The sequence below is a fragment of the Marinococcus sp. LNHM3E3-2.2 genome (genome assembly GCF_056034385.1).
The window spans coordinates 75,353-95,614 of record NZ_JBQLIC010000005.1 but is presented as its reverse complement, the minus strand read 5'-3'; the positions used below and the strand labels follow the sequence as shown (position 1 = coordinate 95,614).

General features: G+C 45.1%; 18 protein-coding genes and 1 tRNA gene. 8 read left to right on the top strand and 11 right to left on the bottom strand.

Features of this window, described 5'->3' with window-relative positions; translation table 11 throughout:
* Positions 1-174: 174 nt before the first annotated feature.
* From ACTRXF_RS08810 to ACTRXF_RS08795, 4 genes are all read left to right on the top strand, one after another.
* Positions 175-900: a FadR/GntR family transcriptional regulator gene (locus ACTRXF_RS08810; RefSeq protein ID WP_474278721.1), complete on the top strand. Its 726-nt coding sequence runs from the start codon at positions 175-177 to the stop codon at positions 898-900.
* 120 nt (positions 901-1,020) lie between these two features.
* Complete coding sequence (locus ACTRXF_RS08805) at positions 1,021-2,622, top strand: flotillin family protein (protein ID WP_474278719.1); 1,602 nt, start codon at positions 1,021-1,023, stop codon at positions 2,620-2,622.
* 129 nt (positions 2,623-2,751) lie between these two features.
* Positions 2,752-3,204, top strand: a complete 453-nt coding sequence (locus ACTRXF_RS08800) for a MarR family winged helix-turn-helix transcriptional regulator (protein ID WP_474263693.1) — start codon at positions 2,752-2,754, stop codon at positions 3,202-3,204.
* Positions 3,201-5,864, top strand: a complete 2,664-nt coding sequence (locus tag ACTRXF_RS08795; RefSeq protein ID WP_474278717.1) for an MMPL family transporter — start codon at positions 3,201-3,203, stop codon at positions 5,862-5,864. The genes ACTRXF_RS08800 and ACTRXF_RS08795 overlap by 4 nt, the downstream gene beginning before the upstream one ends.
* A gap of 40 nt (positions 5,865-5,904) precedes the next feature.
* Here the strand turns inward: ACTRXF_RS08795 and ACTRXF_RS08790 are convergent, their stop codons facing one another.
* The 4 genes from ACTRXF_RS08790 to ACTRXF_RS08775 all read right to left on the bottom strand — a co-directional run bounded on the left by ACTRXF_RS08790 (position 5,905) and on the right by ACTRXF_RS08775 (position 11,453).
* A complete protein-coding gene (locus ACTRXF_RS08790; RefSeq protein WP_474278715.1) occupies positions 5,905-6,324 on the bottom strand; it encodes a GNAT family N-acetyltransferase in 420 nt (139 codons plus the stop codon).
* 65 nt (positions 6,325-6,389) lie between these two features.
* Positions 6,390-8,666, bottom strand: coding sequence for a 5-methyltetrahydropteroyltriglutamate--homocysteine S-methyltransferase (gene metE / locus ACTRXF_RS08785; protein ID WP_474278713.1), 2,277 nt, complete (start codon positions 8,664-8,666; stop codon positions 6,390-6,392).
* Between the two features lie 191 nt (positions 8,667-8,857).
* Positions 8,858-10,330: an MDR family MFS transporter gene (locus tag ACTRXF_RS08780; protein ID WP_474278711.1), complete on the bottom strand. Its 1,473-nt coding sequence runs from the start codon at positions 10,328-10,330 to the stop codon at positions 8,858-8,860.
* Between the two features lie 247 nt (positions 10,331-10,577).
* Positions 10,578-11,453, bottom strand: a complete 876-nt coding sequence (locus tag ACTRXF_RS08775) for a TetR/AcrR family transcriptional regulator (RefSeq protein WP_474263683.1) — start codon at positions 11,451-11,453, stop codon at positions 10,578-10,580.
* A 166-nt stretch (positions 11,454-11,619) separates the two neighbouring features.
* Between ACTRXF_RS08775 and ACTRXF_RS08770 the strand changes: the two genes are divergently transcribed.
* On the top strand, positions 11,620-12,870 hold the full coding sequence (locus ACTRXF_RS08770) for a YeeE/YedE family protein (RefSeq protein ID WP_474263681.1): 1,251 nt from the start codon (positions 11,620-11,622) through the stop codon (positions 12,868-12,870).
* A 54-nt stretch (positions 12,871-12,924) separates the two neighbouring features.
* On the opposite strand, the gene ACTRXF_RS08765 is transcribed toward ACTRXF_RS08770, so the two are convergent.
* The 3 genes from ACTRXF_RS08765 to ACTRXF_RS08755 all read right to left on the bottom strand — a co-directional run bounded on the left by ACTRXF_RS08765 (position 12,925) and on the right by ACTRXF_RS08755 (position 14,796).
* The gene (locus ACTRXF_RS08765) at positions 12,925-13,485 is read right to left on the bottom strand and encodes a nitroreductase family protein (RefSeq protein WP_474278709.1); all 561 of its coding nucleotides are present in this window, start codon (positions 13,483-13,485) and stop codon (positions 12,925-12,927) included.
* A 325-nt stretch (positions 13,486-13,810) separates the two neighbouring features.
* Complete coding sequence (locus ACTRXF_RS08760; RefSeq protein WP_474263676.1) at positions 13,811-14,530, bottom strand: NAD-dependent deacylase; 720 nt, start codon at positions 14,528-14,530, stop codon at positions 13,811-13,813.
* 179 nt (positions 14,531-14,709) lie between these two features.
* Positions 14,710-14,796 (bottom strand) — tRNA-Leu (locus ACTRXF_RS08755).
* Between the two features lie 124 nt (positions 14,797-14,920).
* Between ACTRXF_RS08755 and ACTRXF_RS08750 the strand changes: the two genes are divergently transcribed.
* Positions 14,921-15,559, top strand: a complete 639-nt coding sequence (locus tag ACTRXF_RS08750; protein WP_474263674.1) for a hypothetical protein — start codon at positions 14,921-14,923, stop codon at positions 15,557-15,559.
* 392 nt (positions 15,560-15,951) lie between these two features.
* Here the strand turns inward: ACTRXF_RS08750 and ACTRXF_RS08745 are convergent, their stop codons facing one another.
* The 3 genes from ACTRXF_RS08745 to ytvA all read right to left on the bottom strand — a co-directional run bounded on the left by ACTRXF_RS08745 (position 15,952) and on the right by ytvA (position 17,572).
* Positions 15,952-16,152, bottom strand: a complete 201-nt coding sequence (locus ACTRXF_RS08745) for a cold-shock protein (RefSeq protein WP_027847408.1) — start codon at positions 16,150-16,152, stop codon at positions 15,952-15,954.
* 242 nt (positions 16,153-16,394) lie between these two features.
* Complete coding sequence (locus ACTRXF_RS08740) at positions 16,395-16,595, bottom strand: cold-shock protein (protein WP_027847408.1); 201 nt, start codon at positions 16,593-16,595, stop codon at positions 16,395-16,397.
* A 179-nt stretch (positions 16,596-16,774) separates the two neighbouring features.
* Positions 16,775-17,572 (bottom strand): YtvA family blue-light photoreceptor, encoded by a 798-nt coding sequence (gene ytvA, locus ACTRXF_RS08735; RefSeq protein WP_474278707.1) that lies wholly within the window; start codon positions 17,570-17,572, stop codon positions 16,775-16,777.
* Positions 17,573-17,824: 252 nt separating this feature from the next.
* Between ytvA and ACTRXF_RS08730 the strand changes: the two genes are divergently transcribed.
* Positions 17,825-18,244 (top strand): organic hydroperoxide resistance protein, encoded by a 420-nt coding sequence (locus ACTRXF_RS08730; RefSeq protein ID WP_474263670.1) that lies wholly within the window; start codon positions 17,825-17,827, stop codon positions 18,242-18,244.
* A gap of 76 nt (positions 18,245-18,320) precedes the next feature.
* On the opposite strand, the gene ACTRXF_RS08725 is transcribed toward ACTRXF_RS08730, so the two are convergent.
* A complete protein-coding gene (locus ACTRXF_RS08725) occupies positions 18,321-18,545 on the bottom strand; it encodes a hypothetical protein (RefSeq protein ID WP_322526021.1) in 225 nt (74 codons plus the stop codon).
* A 246-nt stretch (positions 18,546-18,791) separates the two neighbouring features.
* On the opposite strand from ACTRXF_RS08725, the gene cshA reads away from it, so the two are divergent.
* Complete coding sequence (gene cshA, locus ACTRXF_RS08720; protein ID WP_474263666.1) at positions 18,792-20,237, top strand: degradosome RNA helicase CshA; 1,446 nt, start codon at positions 18,792-18,794, stop codon at positions 20,235-20,237.
* Positions 20,238-20,262: the final 25 nt, after the last annotated feature.

Sequence of the window (20,262 nt, the reverse complement as noted above, 5' to 3'; positions counted from 1 at the left end):
AATGACAATCGTCTACGTGGAAAAAACAAAACTTTTTTCACATAGTAATGAATATATAAAATTAAGCAAAGTCCACTCATGTGATGACCTTATCTATAATAGATGCAAAACGTAGTATGTGCACTCTATGGGTGGTACAATAGCGGTAAATAGTGAACGGAAGGAAGAGCGGCGATGACCATGGATCGTATTGAAACGAAAAAAATAGCCGAAGTAATCCGGGAAAAAATCGAGGACATGATCAAGCGTGGCGAAGTAAAACCTGGAGAGAAGCTGGACTCTGTCGTCGCTCTCTCGGAAAAATTTGACGTCAGCCGTTCGGCCGTCCGGGAAGCATTAAGCGCTCTGCGTGCTGTGGGAATTGTAACCATAAGACAGGGTGAAGGAACATTTGTGAATCAGTATGACTTTTCTACTATCACAGAAATGATGAACAGCCGCACTCTCATCTCGAAACAGGAGATGAAGGAGCTGTTCGAAGTCCGGCATGTGCTTGAAAAGGGAGCTTCCGAGCTTGCGGCAGTCCGGCGGTCGGAGGAGAATCTCGTGCAGATGCGTACTGCTCTGGAGCAAATGATGCAGGCAGCAGGCGGGACCGATGATCTCGGGGAACAGGCAGATGTCCGTTTCCACCTTGCGATCGTCGAAGCTTCCGGAAATACGTTATTAAAACAGATGATGGGCCGCCTCTCTGACACGATGCAGAAAACGATGTATGAAACGAGAAAAGCATGGCTCTTTTCGGAAAAACGTTCCTTCCGGCGACTCCTTGACGAACACCAGCGGATTTATACCGCGATAAACGAGCAGGATCCAGAAGCAGCTGCAGAAGCAATGAGCGCTCATTTAACGAACGTAGAAAAGGTCCTTTCCAAAGGTATTGAACATATGAACGACTGAAACGTCCGGCTCCGGGCGTTTTTTCGTGAGCTAAAAATATGAATTTCCTGTTATTTGAAACGCGCTGGTGACACTATTCGGTATATTAGAGTGCAAAATTATAATTTAAGGAGGAATAACATGGAAGCACTTATTGGAGGAGGCCTGTTTATAGGGCTGGGCGCAGTAATTTTTATTGCTTTAATTATTGGTTACATATGGTTTAAACGAAGCTATAAAGCAGCCAAATCAAACGAAGCGATGATTATTACCGGCAAACAGCTCGGAGGTGGAGAGAATGTTTTTACTGACGAAGAGAATGGGAGACGGCTGAAGGTAGTCCGCGGCGGCGGGGTATTTATTAAACCGCTTGTTCAGGTAGCAGAACGCGTAGATATGACGACTTCACAGCTCATGGTAAAGACCCCAGCGGTTTATACCTCTCAGGGCGTGCCAGTCGTGGCTGACGCGGTTGCTATGGTTAGAATAGGAAGCGGGCTCAGTCAGATTGCCAATTTCGCGGAGCAGTTTCTTGGTAAAACCCGGGAGGAAAGAGACGGAGAAATTGTGGAGGTGCTCGAAGGCCACCTCCGTTCTGCTCTTTCATCGTTAACGGTGGAAGAAATTTATCAGGACCGTGAAGCGTTTAACCGTAAGCTGCAGGAGGTGGCGGATAAAGATTTAAGCAGAATGGGATTTGAAATCACGTCCTTTGCATTAAAAGATATTCGTGATGACAATGGTTATCTCGAGGCCCTGGGCCGTCCAAGAATAGCTGAAGCGAAGAAAAATGCAGACATTGCAGAATCCACTTCAGAAAGAGAAACGCGTATTCACCAGGCTCAAATGGATAAAGAAGCAGAAGAATCTGAACTCCAGCGCCGTACTGAAATTGCTTCCGCCAAAAAAGATAACCAGATTAAAGAAGCAGAGTATAAACGCGAAAATGAAGCTGCTACAGCAAAGGCAGATCAGGCGTACGAATTGGAAAAAAGCAAAGCCGACCGCCAGTTAAAAGATCAGGAGATGGATATCCGCGCTACTGAATTAAAGCGGCAGGCAGAGCTGGATGAAATTGAAATCAAGCGTAAAGAAAATCAGTACGAAGCAGATGTAGAACGCAAAGCGGATGCTGAGCGTTATGCTTCGAACCAGCGGGCCGATGCGGAAAAGTATCGCGTGATCGCTGAAGCGGAATCTCATGCAGAATCAGAAAGACGCCGCGGGGAAGCAGAAGCAGAAGTCATCCGGAACCGGGGCCTTGCTGAAGCAAATGCGAAAGAGCAAATGGCGGTTGCAATGGCAAAATACGGGGATGCAGCCAAGCTTGAAATGATTATTAATATGCTGCCAGCCTTCGCAAGAGAAGTATCGGCTCCTTTAAATAATATTGACAGCGTAAAAGTGATTGATACGGGAGGAGGCAAGGGTGAAAGTGGTGTGACAGGATTCGCTGGAAGCATCACCAATAATATGGCTATGCTTCAGGATACATTAAAAGAAGCTACTGGCATTGATGTTAAAGAACTTCTTGAAAGCTATGCCGGGGCAGATACGCAGAAAGAGTCCACCACCCCGTTCGCTCCCTCCTCTCAGCCAGTCGAAAAAAATCCCGAACCGGAGGAGAGGTTACAAAAACCGGAAATGAATGAAGAGAGCAATCCAGCAGAAAGTTGGCCAGAGCAGGAGTCGGAAAGCGAAGATAAGTCTGAGAGTATGGTAGAGGAAGAAGATAACAAATAAAATATTGTAGAAGCTGAGTCCTGGAGGAATTATTGAAATTCTCCCAGGACCTTTCAACTTTCCAGCCTTTAATACTTGACGAATAAAAGTTCAGGGGGTAAACTACTATATAGTTCAGGGGGTGTACTAATGAAGGATCAAAAAATGGAAGAAGCGGTGGAGCTGTTTGCCGAGGTAATGATTCTCGGCAGAAATCGTATAACTAATGAAATACCTGATAATTTATTAAATCAAATTTCTCCGGAGCAGGTGGAACTGCTTGATTTTTTAATGAAATACGGAGCGATGACGTCGACAGAAATACAAAACAGAATGCTTGTCGGAAAGAGCGCATTGTCCAACCGTCTGAAAAAAATGGAAAACAACGGCTATGTGAAATTTGTACCCAGCAGTGAAGACCAGCGGGTGAAGTACGTAGAAATTACCGATGAAGGAAAAAAATCTCATGAGCGGCATACGCGTCTTGTAAATGAATATGTGTCCGATCTGCTTCAGGATATAAACGAAGAGGAAGTGGAGCAGTTTATCCAGACTTTTCATAAAATACGGAGCATACTACAAAAAGGTGGACAGCAAAGATGAAAACAATACTACAGTTTCGCTGGTGGATAGCTTCATTAATACTTATTTTTACCGTAGTGCTTACGGTCGTCTCTCCTAGTCTATCCAATTTGGCAGCCGACAAAGAGACGCTGCAAATACCGGAGGAAGAAACGTCCTCCCAGGCTCAGGAAATACTCGATGACAACGGTGAGGGCGGTAACACCATCAGTGCGGTAATTCAAACAGAAGATCAGGTCGATGAAGAGGAACAGGAAAATATTCAATCGCTGATTACTTCCATCGAAGATGAAAACATTGAAGGAATTTCCGGGATTACAAATCCATTTGAGAGTGAAGAAACAGAGGAACAGCTTGTTGCCTCTGACGAAAATGTCGTCGTCATTCCGTTCTCCATAGAAGGAGACAATGATAAGGCGGTTAATGCCGCTGAAGAGATTCGGGACCTCAACGAAGCTTCGGACCTGGAAATGTATGTCACTGGAGAATCGCTTTTAAACCAGCAGGTAAATGAAGCGAGCCAGGAAGGACTGGAACGTACGGAAGTGATTACCGTAGTGTTAATTCTTGCACTGTTGTTTGTCGTTTTCCGTGCGGTTATTACTCCCTTCGTGCCGCTTGTGGCGGTCGGCCTTACGTATCTGATCAGCCAGTCGATTATCGCTTATTTAGTAGATTGGTTTAATTTTCCGGTGTCAAACTATACTCAGATTTTCCTTGTCGCAGTGCTGTTTGGGATCGGTACAGATTACTGTATACTTCTTTTGAGCAGATACCGTGAGGAGCTGGCTGCAGGCCTTGATTACAAAAAAGCGATCATACGGACGTACAAAACAGCCGGTAAAACGATGGTTTACAGTGCCCTCGCCGTGCTTGTCGGCTTTACGGCGATAGGCTTCGCCAACTTCTCCGTCTTTCAGTCCGGCGTCGGGGTGGCGGTCGGCATTGTCGTATTAACGGGCATTCTTTGGACGATTCTGCCGTTCTTTATGCTGACATTAAAAAGGGCTTTGTTTTGGCCATCGAAGCTTCATAACGGCCATGCTGACAGTAAAATATGGAAATGGCTGAGCCGTGTTTCGGTATTCCGTCCGCTGCTTGCCATTCTCCTGGTCGCTGTCGTCACAGTACCGCTATTATTAACATTCGATAACTCGCGGTCTTACGATACGATTGATGAAATAGACCAGGACACGGAAGAAGTTACCGGTCTTAACCTAATTGAGGAAGGTCTCGGCTCCGGGCAGGCACTTCCAATGCAGATTGTCATTGAATCAGATGAATCGGTGATGGAGCCGGGTACACTGACGCATGTAGAGGACTTGAGCCGCTCTGTTGCCAATTTGGATGAAGTAGAGGCGGTACGCAGCGCTACGCGGCCTGCCGGAGACGTTATTGACGATTTTTATATAAACAATCAGCTCGAAGATGTAAGCACGGGTATTAGTGATGCTCGTGACGGGATTGAAGAAACCGAAAGCGGACTGCAGGAGGTCGAAGATGGTCTGGGCTCCATTCAGGATCAGCTTGGAAACAGTGACACGGAAAACTCCTCTCTGCAGGAAGCCGCTGACGGACTCGGAGAGGTTAACACGGCGCTCGAGCAGGTAAGCTCTCAGCTGGAAAATGCTTCTTCCCCGCAGGAAGCAGCAGCAGCTTCGGAACAGCTGACCGGTATCAGTCAGCAGATTACAGAAATTCAAAGCGGTCTCGAAGAAGGGCAGCAGGAGCTTGATCAGCAGACAGAAGAGCTGGCACAGCTCTCTGAAACGCTCGGAGAACTTGAAAACGGAGTGGCCGATTCCCGCGATGGGCTGACTGAAATCAGTGACGGCCTCGAAAGCGCGGAAACCTTTACCGGAGACGTGTCTGAAGCAAACTATGTTGAAGGCACCGGCGTCTACCTTCCTGAGGATACCATTGAGAATGAAGATTTCCAGGACGGCGCATCCAATTATGTATTCGACAATGAAAATGGCATGACCATTGAAGTTGGATTGAACGCAGATCCTTATTCCAAAAAAGCAATCCAAAGTGCAGAAGAAGTTAAAGAGGTTGTAGAAATGAACACGCAGGGCACGCCGCTTGAGGACACGACGATCGAATACGGAGGCGTACCGAGCGTGAACAGCGATCTGCAGTCGGTCAGCTCCAGTGATTTTGACCGGACCGTATTAATCGTTCTTATCGGCATTTTTGCGATACTGATTATTCTGCTCCGTAATATTATCCAGCCGCTGTACATTATCGGCGGGCTTGTACTCGCGTATTTTACAGCAATGGCTGTGACAGAATTGATTTTTGTAAACGGGCTTGGATATCCGGGTATCGCCTGGCCGGTACCATTCTTCGGGTTTGTTATGCTTGTAGCACTCGGGGTGGATTATTCCATCTTCCTGTTAAGCAGGTATAATGAAGAAGCAAAAGCCGGCGTGCGTACAGGCATGCAGACAGCGATGATTAAAATGGGGACGGTAATTATTACAGCAGCGATCATTTTGTCAGGAACGTTTGCAGCAATGCTTCCGTCGGGAGTGCTTACGCTTTTGGAAGTAGCTACGGTCGTCATTACCGGACTTCTGCTTTTTGGACTGATTGTACTGCCGTTGTTAATACCAGCATTGATCAGCTTCAATTCGGAAGAAAAGAATCCAAAGAAAAAACAAAAGCAGCAGCGATAAAAAGAAACTCTGCCTTTTACGGGGCAGAGTTTCTTTTGCGTTATAAAGTGTGACGGAAAACGTAGCTCGATGCCTGATAATAGAGCCGTTCATAAAAACGATGGGCGTCAGTGCGCTGCAGGCCGGAGGCTAGAATCACTTCTGTGCATCCGTGTTTTTCTGCATGCTGGTGAACGGCACGGAGCAGAGTTTCGCCATGACCTTTGGATCTTGCACTCTCTGAAGTCACAAGCTCATGAACCCATGCGTGTTTACCCCAGGCGAGGCTTTCCAAAAGCTCAAGTCCGGCTACTGAGACAACCACCCCTTCTTCTTTTAAAGCAATCAGCTGGTAGGAGGGGTGACGGGAGAGGTAATCGTTGAAGGCTTCCCAGCTGAGAGAAGGGCGCAGGGATTTGATAACTTCATATGCTTTTTTGTAATCGGATCGTTTATTTAAAAATGCAGTAGTAACAGTCATAAATGAGATATCCTTTCCGTACGAAAATAAGGCCCGGAAGGCCGGGCCTTATTTCGTAGTGTTAATTATGCGTGCTGCTCTAAGTTTTTTCTGGCTTCTTCCGCAGCCCGAACCATATTTTTAAGAGCTTCAATCGTTTCCGGCACGTCACGTGTTTTGAGTCCGCAGTCTGGGTTAACCCAGAACAGGTTGCTCGGAAGCACGCGCAGGGCCCGGTCGATCATTTGAGTCATTTCTTGAACATCTGGTACACGCGGGCTGTGAATATCATAGACGCCAAGTCCGATGCCTTTGTCATAAACAGCTGTTTCAAACGTTTCAATAAGCTCCCCATGGCTTCGGGAGGTCTCAATTGAAATAACGTCGGCGTCCAGCGCGCGAATCGATTCAATCATATCCTGAAATTCACTATAGCACATGTGCGTGTGAATCTGGGTAGTATCTTTAACAGAAGAAGTGGAAAGGCGGAAGGCGTGGACGGTCCATTCCAGGTATTCATCCCATTCTGCTCTCTTTAGAGGCAGGCCTTCACGAATTGCGGGCTCGTCGACCTGGATCATCTCAATACCTTCGTTTTCGAGCGCAAGTACTTCATCGTTAAGTGCCCGGGCGATCTGGAAGGCTACTTCTTTTTTCGGAATGTCATTACGTTCAAAGCTCCAGTTCAAAATTGTTACCGGCCCGGTAAGCATTCCTTTCATCGGTTTTTCGGTTAGCGTCTGTGCATATTTGGTTTCCTTTACGGTCATCGGCTCTTTGAACTCCACATTTCCGTAAATAACCGGTGGTTTGACGCAGCGGGAACCATAGGACTGCACCCAGCCGTTGGAGGTGAATGCAAATCCGCCCAGTTTTTCTCCGAAGAATTCTACCATATCGGTACGTTCAAACTCTCCGTGCACGAGAACATCGAGTCCTATTTCTTCCTGGATGTCGACCCATTCCTGCATTTTATTTTGAATGTACGTTTCATATTCTTCTGCGGAAATTTCACCTTTCCTCACCCGCCGGCGTTCCACGCGGACTTCACGTGTCTGCGGGAAGCTTCCGATTGTCGTGGTCGGAAGCTTTGGCAACTGAAACTTTTCCTGCTGAAGTGGACTTCTTTCCTCGAACGAAAGCGGGCGGGAGGAAGGAATATCTGCTGCAGCGTTACCGGCCGCTTCCTGTCGCCACGGAGCGTTTTTAACACGAGCAAGCTGGGCAGAGTTTTGCTCGAGCTCTGCCTTCGTGTCCTCTCCGTTTAGTGTGCGTGTTATGAGGTCGATTTCTTCAAGCTTTTGGTCAGCAAAAGAAAGTGCATCAAGCAAAAGCGGATCAAGCTGCGTTTCGTGTTTAGTTGTAACCGGTGTATGCAGAAGGCTGCAGGACGGCTGAATTTCAATATTTTCACTGCCTGTTTCTGCCTGAATATTTTTGGCAAAAGCGACAGTGGCATCAACGTCTGCTTTCCAGATGTTGCGTCCGTCAATAACACCCGCACCCAGTACTTTGTCTGAAGGGAAGCCGTGGTTTTGCACATTCGCCCAGTTGCCATCCCTGCCATGAACAAAGTCAAGACCGAGCCCTGCAATTGGAAGAGAGATAATGTCTTTATAATGAGAAACGCTGTCGAAATACGTTTGCACAAACAGATCCAGTTCAGGTACTTCGCGGTTGAATAATTCATACGCCCTCCGGATTAACGGAATATCTGTTTCCGGAAAAGACTGTACAAAAGCCGGCTCATCAATTTGAACGCTTTTCGCTCCTGCATCCTGCAGCTGTTGGAGCACCTTTTGATACAGAGGCAGTAGATCGTTGAACAGCTGTTCAAACTGATGCTCTTCATAGCCTTTGGAAAGCTTCAGGAAAGTATACGGGCCGATTAGGTACGGGCGTCCTTCAATACCTAATTCAGCTACCGCGTCCTGGTAGGCTTTTAATGGATAGTTATCTACAAGGCGCGGCTTTGCGTTTTGAAGCTCCGGCACGATGTAGTGATAGTTGGTATTAAACCATTTTGTCATCTCGCTCGCCGGCGATGCCTTCGTACCCCGGGCTACAGCGAAATATGTAGATAGGGAAGAGTAGCCTTCGGAAGCGTCAAAGCGCTCCGGGACGAGCCCGAACATTACGGACGTGTCGAGGACGTGATCGTACAATGAAAAATCACCGACGGGGATAGAATCCACACCGCGGTCCTTTTGCTTTTTCAAGAAATCCAATCGGAGTTCTCGGATTTGTTGTTGAAAAGAGCCCTCATCAAGCTTTCCTTTCCAGTAAGATTCCAATGCTTTTTTCCATTCGCGTTTTTCTCCTAAGCGTGGATAGCCAAGGTTGCTGCTGGTCCATGTCGTCATGAAATTATTGTCTCCCTTCCAATAGTAATCGAGTGTCCTCATCTTCTTTTTGTGAGAGGATTTCATGTAGCCAAACTATATCTTTTTCTGCGTTAAAGTGTCAAGGTATTTTACAGAATATTTTCACGGTTAATACAGTAAAAAGCATCCCCAGGCAAGGCTGAGAGTGCTTTTGCTGAAAATAACGATGCTTACGCTTTGCTTTCCCTCGTGCTGCTTTTGCTTCCGCGTATATCGCGTTTTTCCATTGTATCCGGTCTGGTGTTTTTAAGAAAGAAAGAAAGTACAAGGCCGATAATGGCAGAAACCAAAGCGACAAAGAAAGCCACGTTAATACCATGAATCAATGCTCCGCTCTGGCTCGACACCTCGCCTGCCCGCGCCGCACCGGAAGCACTCTGGGACATAACGGTAATCAGTACGGCTGTACCAATTGATCCCGCCACCTGGCGCAACGTATTCGTCATTGCCGTGCCGTGGGCGATTAATGAGTTTGGAAGCTGATTCAGTCCTGCAGTTGTCATCGGCATTAAGACCATGGCGACACCGAGCATACGGAGCGCAAACATTACGGTTAAAAAGACGATGGAGGTGTTTTCAGTTAAAAACATGTAAGGAATGGTGCCGACTGTTAATAGAGAAAGCCCGGTAATTGAGAGTCCTCTTCCGCCAACTTTATCGAAAATCCTTCCAGTGAAAGGACTCATAATGCCCATCAGCAGAGCCCCTGGCAAAAGCATCAGCCCGGAATCCAGAGCAGAGAGGCCGCGTGCGTTTTGCACATACAGAGGAATTAGTGTTTGAGAACCGACCATGGAAACAAAACAGGCTATGGCAACAAGGACAGTGAGCGTAAAGACAGGGTTTTTTAAGACCCGGAACTCGAGTATTGGTCTTTCCACATGAAGCTGTCTCCATATAAACAGGAACAGGGCAACAGCGCCTACGGCAAGAGTAGTGAGCACTGTAGCACTTCCCCATCCACTGTTTCCGGCGGCGCTGAATCCGTACAATAAACCGCCAAATCCGGCTGTTGACAGAGAGATTGATACTAAATCGAGCTTTGGATGTTTAAGCTCGGTTACATTTTTCAGCAAAAAGTAAGCTAAAATAATGTCTACAATAGCGATCGGAAGAATAATGTAAAATAACGTATTCCAGGAATACGAATCCACAACCCACCCGGAAAGGGTAGGACCGAATGCTGGAGCAAAAGCGATAGCTAGTCCGGCGAGGCCCATGGCCTGACCGCGCTGGGAAATAGGAAACATGGTCATAATGGACGTCTGCATTAATGGAATCATTATACCGGCGCCAACGCCCTGAATAACCCGGCCGGCCATGAGCAGTCCAAAAGTTGGAGACAAGGCTGCAAACAGTGTCCCAAGTGCAAAGGAACACATAGCAAATAAAAACAGTCCCCGTGTGGTGAATTTTTCGATAAGAAAGGCGGTAATCGGAATCATAATCCCGTTAACGAGCATAAAAACGGTCGTTACCCACTGTGCCGTATTGGCACTCACGTTCAAATCAGCCATAATGCTCGGAATGGCCACAGCAAGCAGGGTCTGGTTTAAAATAGCGATAAACGCTCCGGTAAGAAATACCGCGATGATTAAATTTCTTGTTTTCGCAGGTATTTGTGTAGCTGCTTCTTCAGGCATGAAAAGCCCTCCTTCGATGTAATGCATTTCACGATTATCAATCATTTATAAAACGAGTTAGTTTTTAAAGTACTTATTAGTTTTCATCAGCATATAATAACGCCAGCTACAGGAAAAATCAAGAAACTTGTTTTAAAGAAAACAAACATCTGATTTTTTGTGCTGACGGTTTGAAGCTTGACTGTGCGATTTTGAGAGCCGGTATAGCAAGAAAACCGAAACAAATGAACGATACCGGGCCCTGAAGTTACTGAATAATCTCCCGCAGAATATTAATATTAACTTGTAGATCTTCCTTTTTCTCGAGAAAACAAAACAGGGACTCCATAACAATCATTTCAGGCTCAGACTCGTAGAACTCCTGATTTAAACGGTCGACTGCTTCGACCCACTGCTTTTTTTCATAGGAAGGGAAGCGGTAATTGATAAAGGCCCGTACCTGCTGGATGGTCCGGTCCCAGAGCTCCACCTGGTCAATCTCTCCGTAATGCCCCTGAAGGTTAAATGGCTCCATATTTTCTCTCGAAAACATAGAAGTAGAGGAGGTTTTGTGTTTGATAATACTTTCAATACTGGTAACTAATACTTCAGCGAGCTGTCCGAAATCAAAATGGTACCGGTCAACTTTTTCAGCAAAGGCGATCATTTCTTTGCTCATTCCCTGCATGCATATCGCAAGGTCCCATACGAAAGGCTCTATATCGGATCCAAACGTCTCAAGAAGTGTATCTTTATGCCAGTTCACCATAATGAGCTGCCCCTGTTTTAAAAGGGCCTTAATTTTATCAGATTGTTTGTTAATGGAAGCAGACTGATAAAGCATCCAGACGTATTCGCGGTGCTCAACGAGGCCTTCGATTTCTCTCGACAGCTTAGCAATAAGCTGATCCCTTGGCTGCTTGGACTCCTCATTGCGGGCGTAATTGGCACGGTGAATAATGTGGTTTAAATTATCTCTTACAATTTGGGCGAGAATATCTTCTTTGGAATGAAATATTTTATAAATTGAAGCTTTAGACATCCGGCATGCTTCAGCAATATCCTGTACTGAAGTGTGAAAGAAGCCCTGGCTGGAAAAAAGCTGCATCGCGGTTTGCTGAATGTATATTTTCTTCTCATCCATTATTCTCACCACCTTAAAACGATCAAGTTTTTTAAGTACCTTTAAGTTTCGACTTATTAATAATAGTAGCTTTTATTGAGAAAAGCAACATCTTTGACTATCTTTAAAAAAATATTTAAGATAAAGAACGTAAAACTGACTAAAAAGATAGGAATGGGGGATTATAATGGCAGTAACAGTACAGCCCGTGTCCCAGCAGGAGACTGCCGAAAAAGCTTCCAAGAAACTGGGAGCACCGCAGAACAAGCTGGTTACCGGGGGGTTAATCGTATTTGCTATTTTAACGTTATATCTTGCATTAACCCAGTCAATCGTACAGCCGCTTCTGCTTACGATCGGCCTTCTTCTAGGATATACACTTTTTCACGCCAGATTTGGATTTACCTCGGCGTTTCGCCGCTTAATGTCTGTAGGTAATGGCCAGGCGCTGCGGGCCCATATGGTGATGCTTGCAGCAGCGGTAACCTTGTTTGCCCCGATTCTTGCTCTTGGCTCCACCTTTTTTGGCGGTGACGTGTCCGGCTACGTCAGTCCTGTCGGCGTGAGCGTAGTCGTTGGCTCGTTTATGTTCGGTATTGGGATGCAGCTTGGAGGGGGCTGCGCTTCCGGAACGCTGTATGCAGTAGGAGGCGGCCGGACGAACATGTTTATTACGCTGCTCTTTTTCATCGTTGGCTCCACCGTTGGGGCATATCATCTTTCGTTCTGGACAGATGATACGCCTTCCTTTGGCTCAATTTCGCTGGCTACGTCGACCGGTCTCGGATACACAGGGGCCTGGATAGTATCTTTACTCATTTTCGCGGCTGTCATCGCAGTAACATTAATTATCGATAAAAAGAAAAATCCTCCGGCAATGGCTACGTTGCCGACTGCTAGCGGCTGGAAACGGATTTTCCGCGGTTCCTGGCCTATGATGGTTGCAGCAGTAGTACTTGCTGTATTAAACGCTTTAACCCTGCTTACGCGCGGCCAGCCTTGGGGCATTACTTCGGCGTTTGCACTTTGGGGCTCCAAAGCTGCCGAAGCTGTAGGTATCAACGCTTCGAGCTGGGATTACTGGAGCGGGGAAAGCGCGCAGGCGCTGCAGACTACAATTTTTGCTGATTCCACTACTGTACTGAATTTTGGTGTTATTTTAGGCGCATTTATTGCTTCAGCCGCAGGTGGACTGTTTAAATTTACGAAAGTGACGATTGGCAATGCTTCTGCTTCCATTATCGGCGGTCTTTTGATGGGGTACGGAGCGAGGCTCGCTTTCGGGTGTAACATTGGTGCTTACTTTGGCGGCATTGCTTCCTTTAGTGTACATGGCTATGTATGGGCGGTATTTGCCTTAGCCGGCACATTTCTGGCTCTGTTTTTACGGCCGTTGTTTGGTCTTTCTGTACCAAAGCCAAAGGATACGTTCTGTTAATACGAAAAAAACCTTCCTGCGTTCAGGGAGGTTTTTTGATGAAAAATGAGTGTTTTACTCAAAAATATTAATCTTTTCTTCAATGGGCGTTCTCGGTTTGGCTTTTGGTGTTTTTTCAAAATAGCCGAGCTGAAGCATGCCGACAATAGTTTCATCCGGATCGATGCCGAGCGATTGCTTGAAGCGGTCTGAATAGATATAATCACCAGTTTTCCAAATCATGCCGATATTTTGTTCCCAGCTTAACAGCTGAAAGTTTTGGATAAGGGTAGAGGCTGCGCCAAAATCTTCTTCCCATTTTTTCACTTTTGGCTCGGCCTGATTAACGACAAGCAGGGCGCCGGGAAGCTCAGAAATTTGGGCCCGTACTTTTTCGGGTTTTTTCGAGCCTTCGTGCTCCTGATAATCGGCGAGAGCTTCTGCTAGTTTTTCCGTCCCGCTGCCAAGAAACAGCAGAAAGCGCCACGGCTCACGCACGCCATGATCGGGCGCCCATTTGGATATTTCAAGCAGTTCAAGGATAGTTTGTTTATCTACCGCCTGGTCTGTAAATTTCTTAATACTTCGACGGGATTGGATTGTCTGGGCGAGTGGAGTGCTGGCTATATCAGTCATAAGAAATGCCTCCTATATTGAAAATGATTATCATTTACTATTTTAACATATAGACAGCTTATTGGAAGGTTTACAGACAGGGGTGTTTGGATCGTGCGCTTCCATGTAGCCGAAATACGGGGAGGCGCTCGACATAATGAGAGATCCGTGTCGCAAGCAAGGGGCGGAGATAGTGGTGTGCCGCTTAAAGTAGAGCCTGATCCGGAAGCACAAGATGCCCGGGCGGCCCGGAAACTGTCGCATATATTAATACAGCATTTAGAAGTGAAAACTAATACTGCTTCGTAAAAAGGAGCTTCCAGTCGATTCTGGAAGCTCCTTTTAGCTATAAATGACTGTTTGTGTCGGTGAGCACGTTTTGAATAGAAGCTCCGGGAAATGTTAAATCCGCCCATGAATCGAGTTCTGTTTCTTCCTGGTTTACAATAACAAGCCTGGCTCCGCTTTCTTTTGCTTCCATTGGAAACAGGGAAGCAGGGGCTACCTGCAGGCTTGAGCCGAGAACGATAAATAAATCACAGGCTGCGGTTGCCTCCTGAGCCTGCTGGATAGCCTGCTCCGGAAGCATTTCACCAAATAGGACAATACCCGGTCTGAGTTTGCCACCACAATTTGGGCAATGGGAAGACCCGTTTAAAAAATCCTCCTGCGATGCCTGCCGACCGCATATATGGCAATTGATTTCCCGCAGACTGCCATGCAAAGCAGAAACGTGCTGCTGGCCGGCGGCTTGATGAAAGCCGTCTACGTTTTGGGTGATTACGTGCTGGAGGAGGTCTTGTTGTTCCCATTGAGCTAAGATCTCATGCCCTTTATTAGGTGACGCATCGAGCAGAGACTGCAGTCGCCATTGATAAAATTTTGTGAATGCTTCGTTTTGATGCTCGAGTGCTTCAACTGTGGCAAGCTGTTTTGGGTCATAATTGTTCCAAAGGCCTGACGCAGACCGGAAATCAGGGAGCCCACTATCCGTAGACATTCCGGCACCGGTCATTACAATACTGTAATTGGAGGCTTTAAGCCATTCTGCCAATTGTCTGCTCACCTTGATCCTCCTGACATATAGTTATTGATTAGTGCTGTATTTCCAATACCCGTCTTCGCCCACTGCTTACACTAATAACAAAAAGATGCTCTGAGGAGGGCGAACGTGCTAAAATAAAGTGAAAAAGAGCATAAAAAAACACCAGCCTGGAAAGCCTGGTGTGTTCGTTATATAAGAAATGGTGCGGATGAGAGGATTCGAACCTCCAAGAGCGTAAGCTCACACGGACCTGAACCGTGCGCGTCTGCCAGTTCCGCCACATCCGCAAGACAAATTCTATTATAACCAGTAACAGCGAATTGTGCAATAGAAAATTTGCTGTTTTTTTCATAGAATAGTACGATTAAATAAAGCTGAGAAGATAACGGGCAGGAAAGTGAGTCGTCGATAATGAGCGAAAAAAAAGACCAGGGGTTCGGACAGCGATTATACGAGGCGATTATGGTTATACTTGCCATTCTCTCTGTAGGGACGATCTGGTACGAGACAGAAGTATCCGGTTATATTATTTGGACTACCTGGGCGTTATTTACGCTTGATTATGCTTTCCGTTTTTTTCGTGCAGAAAAGAAATGGGAATTTGTAAAATCCCACCCTTTTTTATTAATAGCAATTATACCGGCAGATGCGATTTTTCAATTCGCACGCCTGGCACGAATTATTCACCTTTTTCGCCTCAAGACGATCACCAAATTTTATACGATGCCGCTTATTCGTTATTTAAGCCGTCAGCGGCAATATTACGTTTGGGGCGGTATTTTAATATTGTACGTTTGTTTTGTGCTCTGGGTTTGGGGCATTGAACCTCCTGCAGATTCATTGTGGACCTCTGCTTTGAGCGTGCTTATGGCACTGGTTATGTTTGGGCGCTCTAACATTGAGCCGGTTACTGCAGTCGGTCAGGGGACAATGGTAGTGCTGAGTTTATTTGGGGTCATTTTATATGGCTTAATTTTAACCTATGTGTTTGAATATATTTCCGTAAGGTATTGGAAGAATAAAGTGAAAAAATGGTTTCCTTTTAATTAAAACCAGCCATTAAAACAATGGAGATTCATTGAACCACAGTAAGGCAGAAGATATGTTAGAAAATAACATAAAATTGTTGCAAACATGTGACAGGGGAGTATGATAGATATATATCAAAGGAGGGATAATCATGTGGGCTTTGCATCTGGTTCAGAATATGCGCTTTGTCATAATGGGGCTCTTATCCCTTTCGGCACTCAGTATTTTTGCTTTTCAATCAGTAGAGATTGTACATGCATTTCTTGAAACGTTTAGACGCCGCTAACGCTTAAAAAGAGCACCATGCAGCAGGAATACCCGGCTTTCGGGTATTCCTTTTTATGTATCCGCATGTTGGAATCAACAAGAAAAAACCCCCCTCCAAAAAGGAGAGAGGTTCATATATGGCTTAATTAGTTTTTAGTAACGTTCGCAGCTTGTGGGCCGCGGTCGCCTTCTACTATTTCGAATTCTACCGTTTGTCCTTCTTCTAAGGTTTTAAAGCCTTCTTCCTGGATAGCGGAGAAGTGAACGAAAACATCGTCTGCACCTTCGCGTTCGATGAAGCCAAAACCTTTTTCTGCGTTAAACCACTTAACTGTACCTTGTTCCATAAAAATAATCCTCCTGCGTGCCCTGTGGCACAAATAATACTTATCTTGCAAACCGCGTAGTTCCAAGTTCAGAAGCTAAAACCCTAACCTTGTTCAAACTAACGGATCAAAATAGTAATTTCATTGTATCATGTCACCCAAATTATAGCAACAGACTTTAATATTTAAATATTAAAGAATGGGTAATTTTTTTGAAAAGAAAAAGCCATTCTCCCGAGAGAGAGCGGCTTTGTATGGTTTAATTAGTTTTTAGTGACGTTTGCAGCTTGTGGGCCGCGGTCGCCTTCTACTATTTCGAATTCTACCGTTTGTCCTTCTTCTAAGGTTTTAAAGCCTTCTTCCTGGATAGCGGAGAAGTGAACGAAAACATCGTCTGCACCTTCGCGTTCGATGAAGCCAAAACCTTTTTCTGCGTTAAACCACTTAACTGTACCTTGTTCCATAAAAATAATCCTCCTGCGTGCCTCATGGCACAAATGTTACTTATCTTGCAAACCGCATAGTACCAAGTTCAGAAGCTGAAACCCTAACCTTGTTCTGACTAACGGATCAAAATAGTACATTCATCATATCATGCGCTCCAAACAATAGCAATACATTTTGCGAATCAATTTTAATGATATTAATACCAGCTGTTCCGCTGTTTGAAACGAATAGCATCCTTTACTGTGCCGAAGGTCTGGAAAGTGGAGAAATCGAAGTCCATATCTTTGGATCGTACCGCAAGACTTGGTGAAATACCGGTGACAATCAGTTCAGTGCCAAGCAATTTTAGAAGATCATTTAAAGTGAAGATCCCTCTCATAATATCATCATTTAATGTAGAAAGGCCGGAAAGGTCGACGATGAGTGTTTCTACTTTGGAGTTGTGAATCACGTCAGTAATATTGGTAAAAATAATCTTCAGCCGCTGCTCGTCGACGTTGCCGATTAGTGGCATGGCGTAAACGCTGTTAATGATTGGAACGATGGGGGTAGAAAGAAGGTTAATTTCATTGAAATACTCTGAAGCATCTTTTTCTGCATTCTTTTGTTTCGTAATATCTTTTTGTACTCCGATAAAGTAATATTTATCCTCTTCCGGTTCATAAACGGGGTCAATGTGGAGTTCGTTCCAAAATTTAGTGCCATCTTTCCGGTAGTTAATAATTTCGATGGAAATGGGTTCGTATGTTTTAAGGGCTTGTCTCATACGCTCAATAGTATGAATGTCGCTTTCCGGCCCCTGAAGAAAACGGCAGTTGCTTCCAAGAATTTCTCCGGCGGAATAACCGGTTAAATTGCAGAAACCACTGTTTGTATAGATAATAGGGTTGTCTTCTATAGCTGGATCAGTAATGATGACTCCAACACGGGTATGGTCAACTGCTGTGAGCAGTAAAGAATTAGTAGGGGTTTTTAATGGGAAGTCCTGATTCATGATTTCGCCGACTCCTTTATTGTGGATTTGTTATTCGAAATGGAAAGCCTTCTGACAGTTATTTTTACTTAATCTTCAATGATTCTATAACAGCTTCCTGCCATGGGCAACTGCCGCATTTACTATTTCTTCAGCTTATGTGAAAAGCGTTCGGATAAATTACTTTGGAACACTGTATGTTTAAAAAATAGATTAAAAGTGTATATGTACTAATGGAATCAATCGTTATTAAGTTGAATGGAGGAGTTATGTATGGCAGAAACAATATTTACTTCGAAAGCTACTGTAGAAGGTGGCCGTGAAGGACATGTCCGTTCTGAAGATGGAATGATTGATGTGAATCTGGAACAGCCGGGCTCAGGTTCTTCCAAATCAGGATCCAATCCGGAACAGCTCTTTGCATCGGGTTATGCAGCCTGCTTTGACGGCATGCTGAACCTTCAGGCAAGCAAGAAAAATAAAGATGTTTCTTCTAAGACAACTGCAGCCGTAAGTCTGCAGAAGGACGACTCCGATGGTATGTTCCAGTTGGCTGCTGAACTTACAGTAGAAATCAGCGGTGTATCAAAAGAGGAAGCAGACGAATTAGTGGATCTTGCCCACCAGTACTGCCCTTATTCCAAAGCTACACGAAACAACATTGAAGTAAAAGTTCAATCTGAAGTTAAGTAAAGACGTAAAGAGGGCCCGCAAAAAACGGGCCCTCTTTATATGTATACCGCTGCTTTCAGAGAAAGCAGGGCAGAGATTAACGTGAAAGGTTTTCTTTAAAATCATTCATTGGAGAACGGAGGGTGATGATACACTCTTTATGGTAGTACTCTTTAACGCCCTGGAGAAGCTCCTGTTCAGAATCGCAATAATAAATCTGCCCACGGCCTAAGTCCATTTGTTCGATATCTTTAAGTGTTCCCACCGTGACTTGTCTTCCGGAACGGTCAACAAAATATGCAAATTTGTTCCCCACAGCCATTTGCCCGTCCTCCTTACATAATTATACGCGTAATTAAATGAAAATTTTGTAATTTAATTATATCGTCATTTACATAAACTGTTCAATGTAGTTTATGTTACATTTTCATTACAATTAAATAACCAGTGTGAATTTATAGTTAATTGCTGTGAAAAATGAAAATTAGATAGATTTTTTTTCATGAATATGGTAATGTTAATTAGTTCATACGAAATGATCGAATAAGCATAAAAGGGGAATATATACTTGACTTTATTTTCAGAACTAAGATTGGAATCACCTATTCTTCAAGCTATTGAAGAGATGGGATTTGAAGAAGCAACACCCATACAATCGGAAGTTATTCCAAAAGCGAAGAACGGAACGGATATTATTGGCCAGGCACAGACTGGTACAGGAAAAACTGCAGCTTTCGGCATCCCGCTTCTTGAAGCAGCCGATCAAACAGCTAATGCTCCGCAGGGAATTGTACTTGCACCTACAAGAGAGCTTGCTGTGCAGGTATCCGAAGAATTAAACCGCCTCGGAAAGCACAAACGTGTTACAGCAGTAGCCGTTTACGGCGGCCAGGATATTCAGCGTCAGATCAAAGCGCTGAAAAGAAAACCGCAAATTATTGTAGCAACACCGGGCCGTTTAATGGATCATGTGCGCAGAAAAACGATTGATCTCGGAAAAATGAATACGGTTGTGCTTGATGAAGCTGACGAAATGCTCAGTATGGGATTTGTGGATGACATTGAAGAAATCCTAAAGGATATCCCAGAGCCTAGACAGATGCTTTTATTCTCGGCTACAATGCCTCCAAAGCTGAAGCGCGTAGCAGATAAATTCATGACTAACCCTGAACAGGTTCAAGTGAAAAACAAAAGCATGACAGTGGCGAAAATCGATCAGTATTATATTGAAGTGAACGAACAGGAAAAGTTCGAAACTCTTTGTAATATGCTCGATTATACCCCGCCGGAGCTTGCGATTGTCTTCGGACGTACGAAGCGCCGCGTGGATGAACTCGCTGAAGCTTTATCAAGACGCGGTTATGCAGCAGAAGGCATTCATGGCGACATGAAGCAGGCTCAAAGAGACAAAGTGCTTCAGAAATTTAAAAAAGGCACGATTGAGCTGTTGATCGCGACAGACGTAGCTGCCCGCGGCATTGATGTGAGCGGCGTTACACACGTCTACAACTTTGATCTTCCACAGGACCCGGAAAGCTATGTGCACCGGATCGGACGTACAGGAAGAGCAGGAAACGAAGGCGTAGCTTACAGCTTCGTACCGTCGAGAGAAATGACGCACCTGCGTCTTATTGAAAAAACCGTACAGGCTAAGTTGAAAAAAGCGCCTAAGCCGACGAGAAATGATGCAGTTGAAGGGCGTGCCCAACAGGCTGTACAGAAACTGGTCGGATCAATGCAGGACGATGATAATGAGTACTGGGAGCGTACAGCAGAAGAACTGCTTAACGAATACGAGGCAAAAGAAATCGTAGCAGCAGCGCTGAAAATGAACTCACGCGAGCTGAAAGAAGAGCCGGTAAAACTTACTTCGGAAGCACCGCTTCGTAATAAGGGTTCCAAAGGCCAGGGCAAGCCTTCCTCGAAATATAAGCAAAAGCGCCCGCAGGGTCACGGTTCCAATAAAAACAGCCGTCCGCCAAGAAACAAAAAGAAAAAAATGGATCTTTCCTAAATCTAATTTTTCGTATAAGAGCACT

Excerpts from the sequence above, each read along its gene's own strand:
- ACTRXF_RS08810 (WP_474278721.1), top strand. The coding sequence starts at position 175 with ATGACCATGGATCGTATTGAAACGAAAAAAATAGCCGAAGTAATCCGG.
- ACTRXF_RS08805 (WP_474278719.1), top strand. The coding sequence starts at position 1,021 with ATGGAAGCACTTATTGGAGGAGGCCTGTTTATAGGGCTGGGCGCAGTA.
- ACTRXF_RS08800 (WP_474263693.1), top strand. The coding sequence starts at position 2,752 with ATGAAGGATCAAAAAATGGAAGAAGCGGTGGAGCTGTTTGCCGAGGTA.
- ACTRXF_RS08795 (WP_474278717.1), top strand. The coding sequence starts at position 3,201 with ATGAAAACAATACTACAGTTTCGCTGGTGGATAGCTTCATTAATACTT.
- ACTRXF_RS08790 (WP_474278715.1), bottom strand. The coding sequence starts at position 6,324 with ATGACTGTTACTACTGCATTTTTAAATAAACGATCCGATTACAAAAAA.
- metE (WP_474278713.1), bottom strand. The coding sequence starts at position 8,666 with ATGACGACATGGACCAGCAGCAACCTTGGCTATCCACGCTTAGGAGAA.
- ACTRXF_RS08780 (WP_474278711.1), bottom strand. The coding sequence starts at position 10,330 with ATGCCTGAAGAAGCAGCTACACAAATACCTGCGAAAACAAGAAATTTA.
- ACTRXF_RS08775 (WP_474263683.1), bottom strand. The coding sequence starts at position 11,453 with ATGGATGAGAAGAAAATATACATTCAGCAAACCGCGATGCAGCTTTTT.
- ACTRXF_RS08770 (WP_474263681.1), top strand. The coding sequence starts at position 11,620 with ATGGCAGTAACAGTACAGCCCGTGTCCCAGCAGGAGACTGCCGAAAAA.
- ACTRXF_RS08765 (WP_474278709.1), bottom strand. The coding sequence starts at position 13,485 with ATGACTGATATAGCCAGCACTCCACTCGCCCAGACAATCCAATCCCGT.
- ACTRXF_RS08750 (WP_474263674.1), top strand. The coding sequence starts at position 14,921 with ATGAGCGAAAAAAAAGACCAGGGGTTCGGACAGCGATTATACGAGGCG.
- ACTRXF_RS08745 (WP_027847408.1), bottom strand. The coding sequence starts at position 16,152 with ATGGAACAAGGTACAGTTAAGTGGTTTAACGCAGAAAAAGGTTTTGGC.
- ACTRXF_RS08740 (WP_027847408.1), bottom strand. The coding sequence starts at position 16,595 with ATGGAACAAGGTACAGTTAAGTGGTTTAACGCAGAAAAAGGTTTTGGC.
- ytvA (WP_474278707.1), bottom strand. The coding sequence starts at position 17,572 with ATGAATCAGGACTTCCCATTAAAAACCCCTACTAATTCTTTACTGCTC.
- ACTRXF_RS08730 (WP_474263670.1), top strand. The coding sequence starts at position 17,825 with ATGGCAGAAACAATATTTACTTCGAAAGCTACTGTAGAAGGTGGCCGT.
- ACTRXF_RS08725 (WP_322526021.1), bottom strand. The coding sequence starts at position 18,545 with ATGGCTGTGGGGAACAAATTTGCATATTTTGTTGACCGTTCCGGAAGA.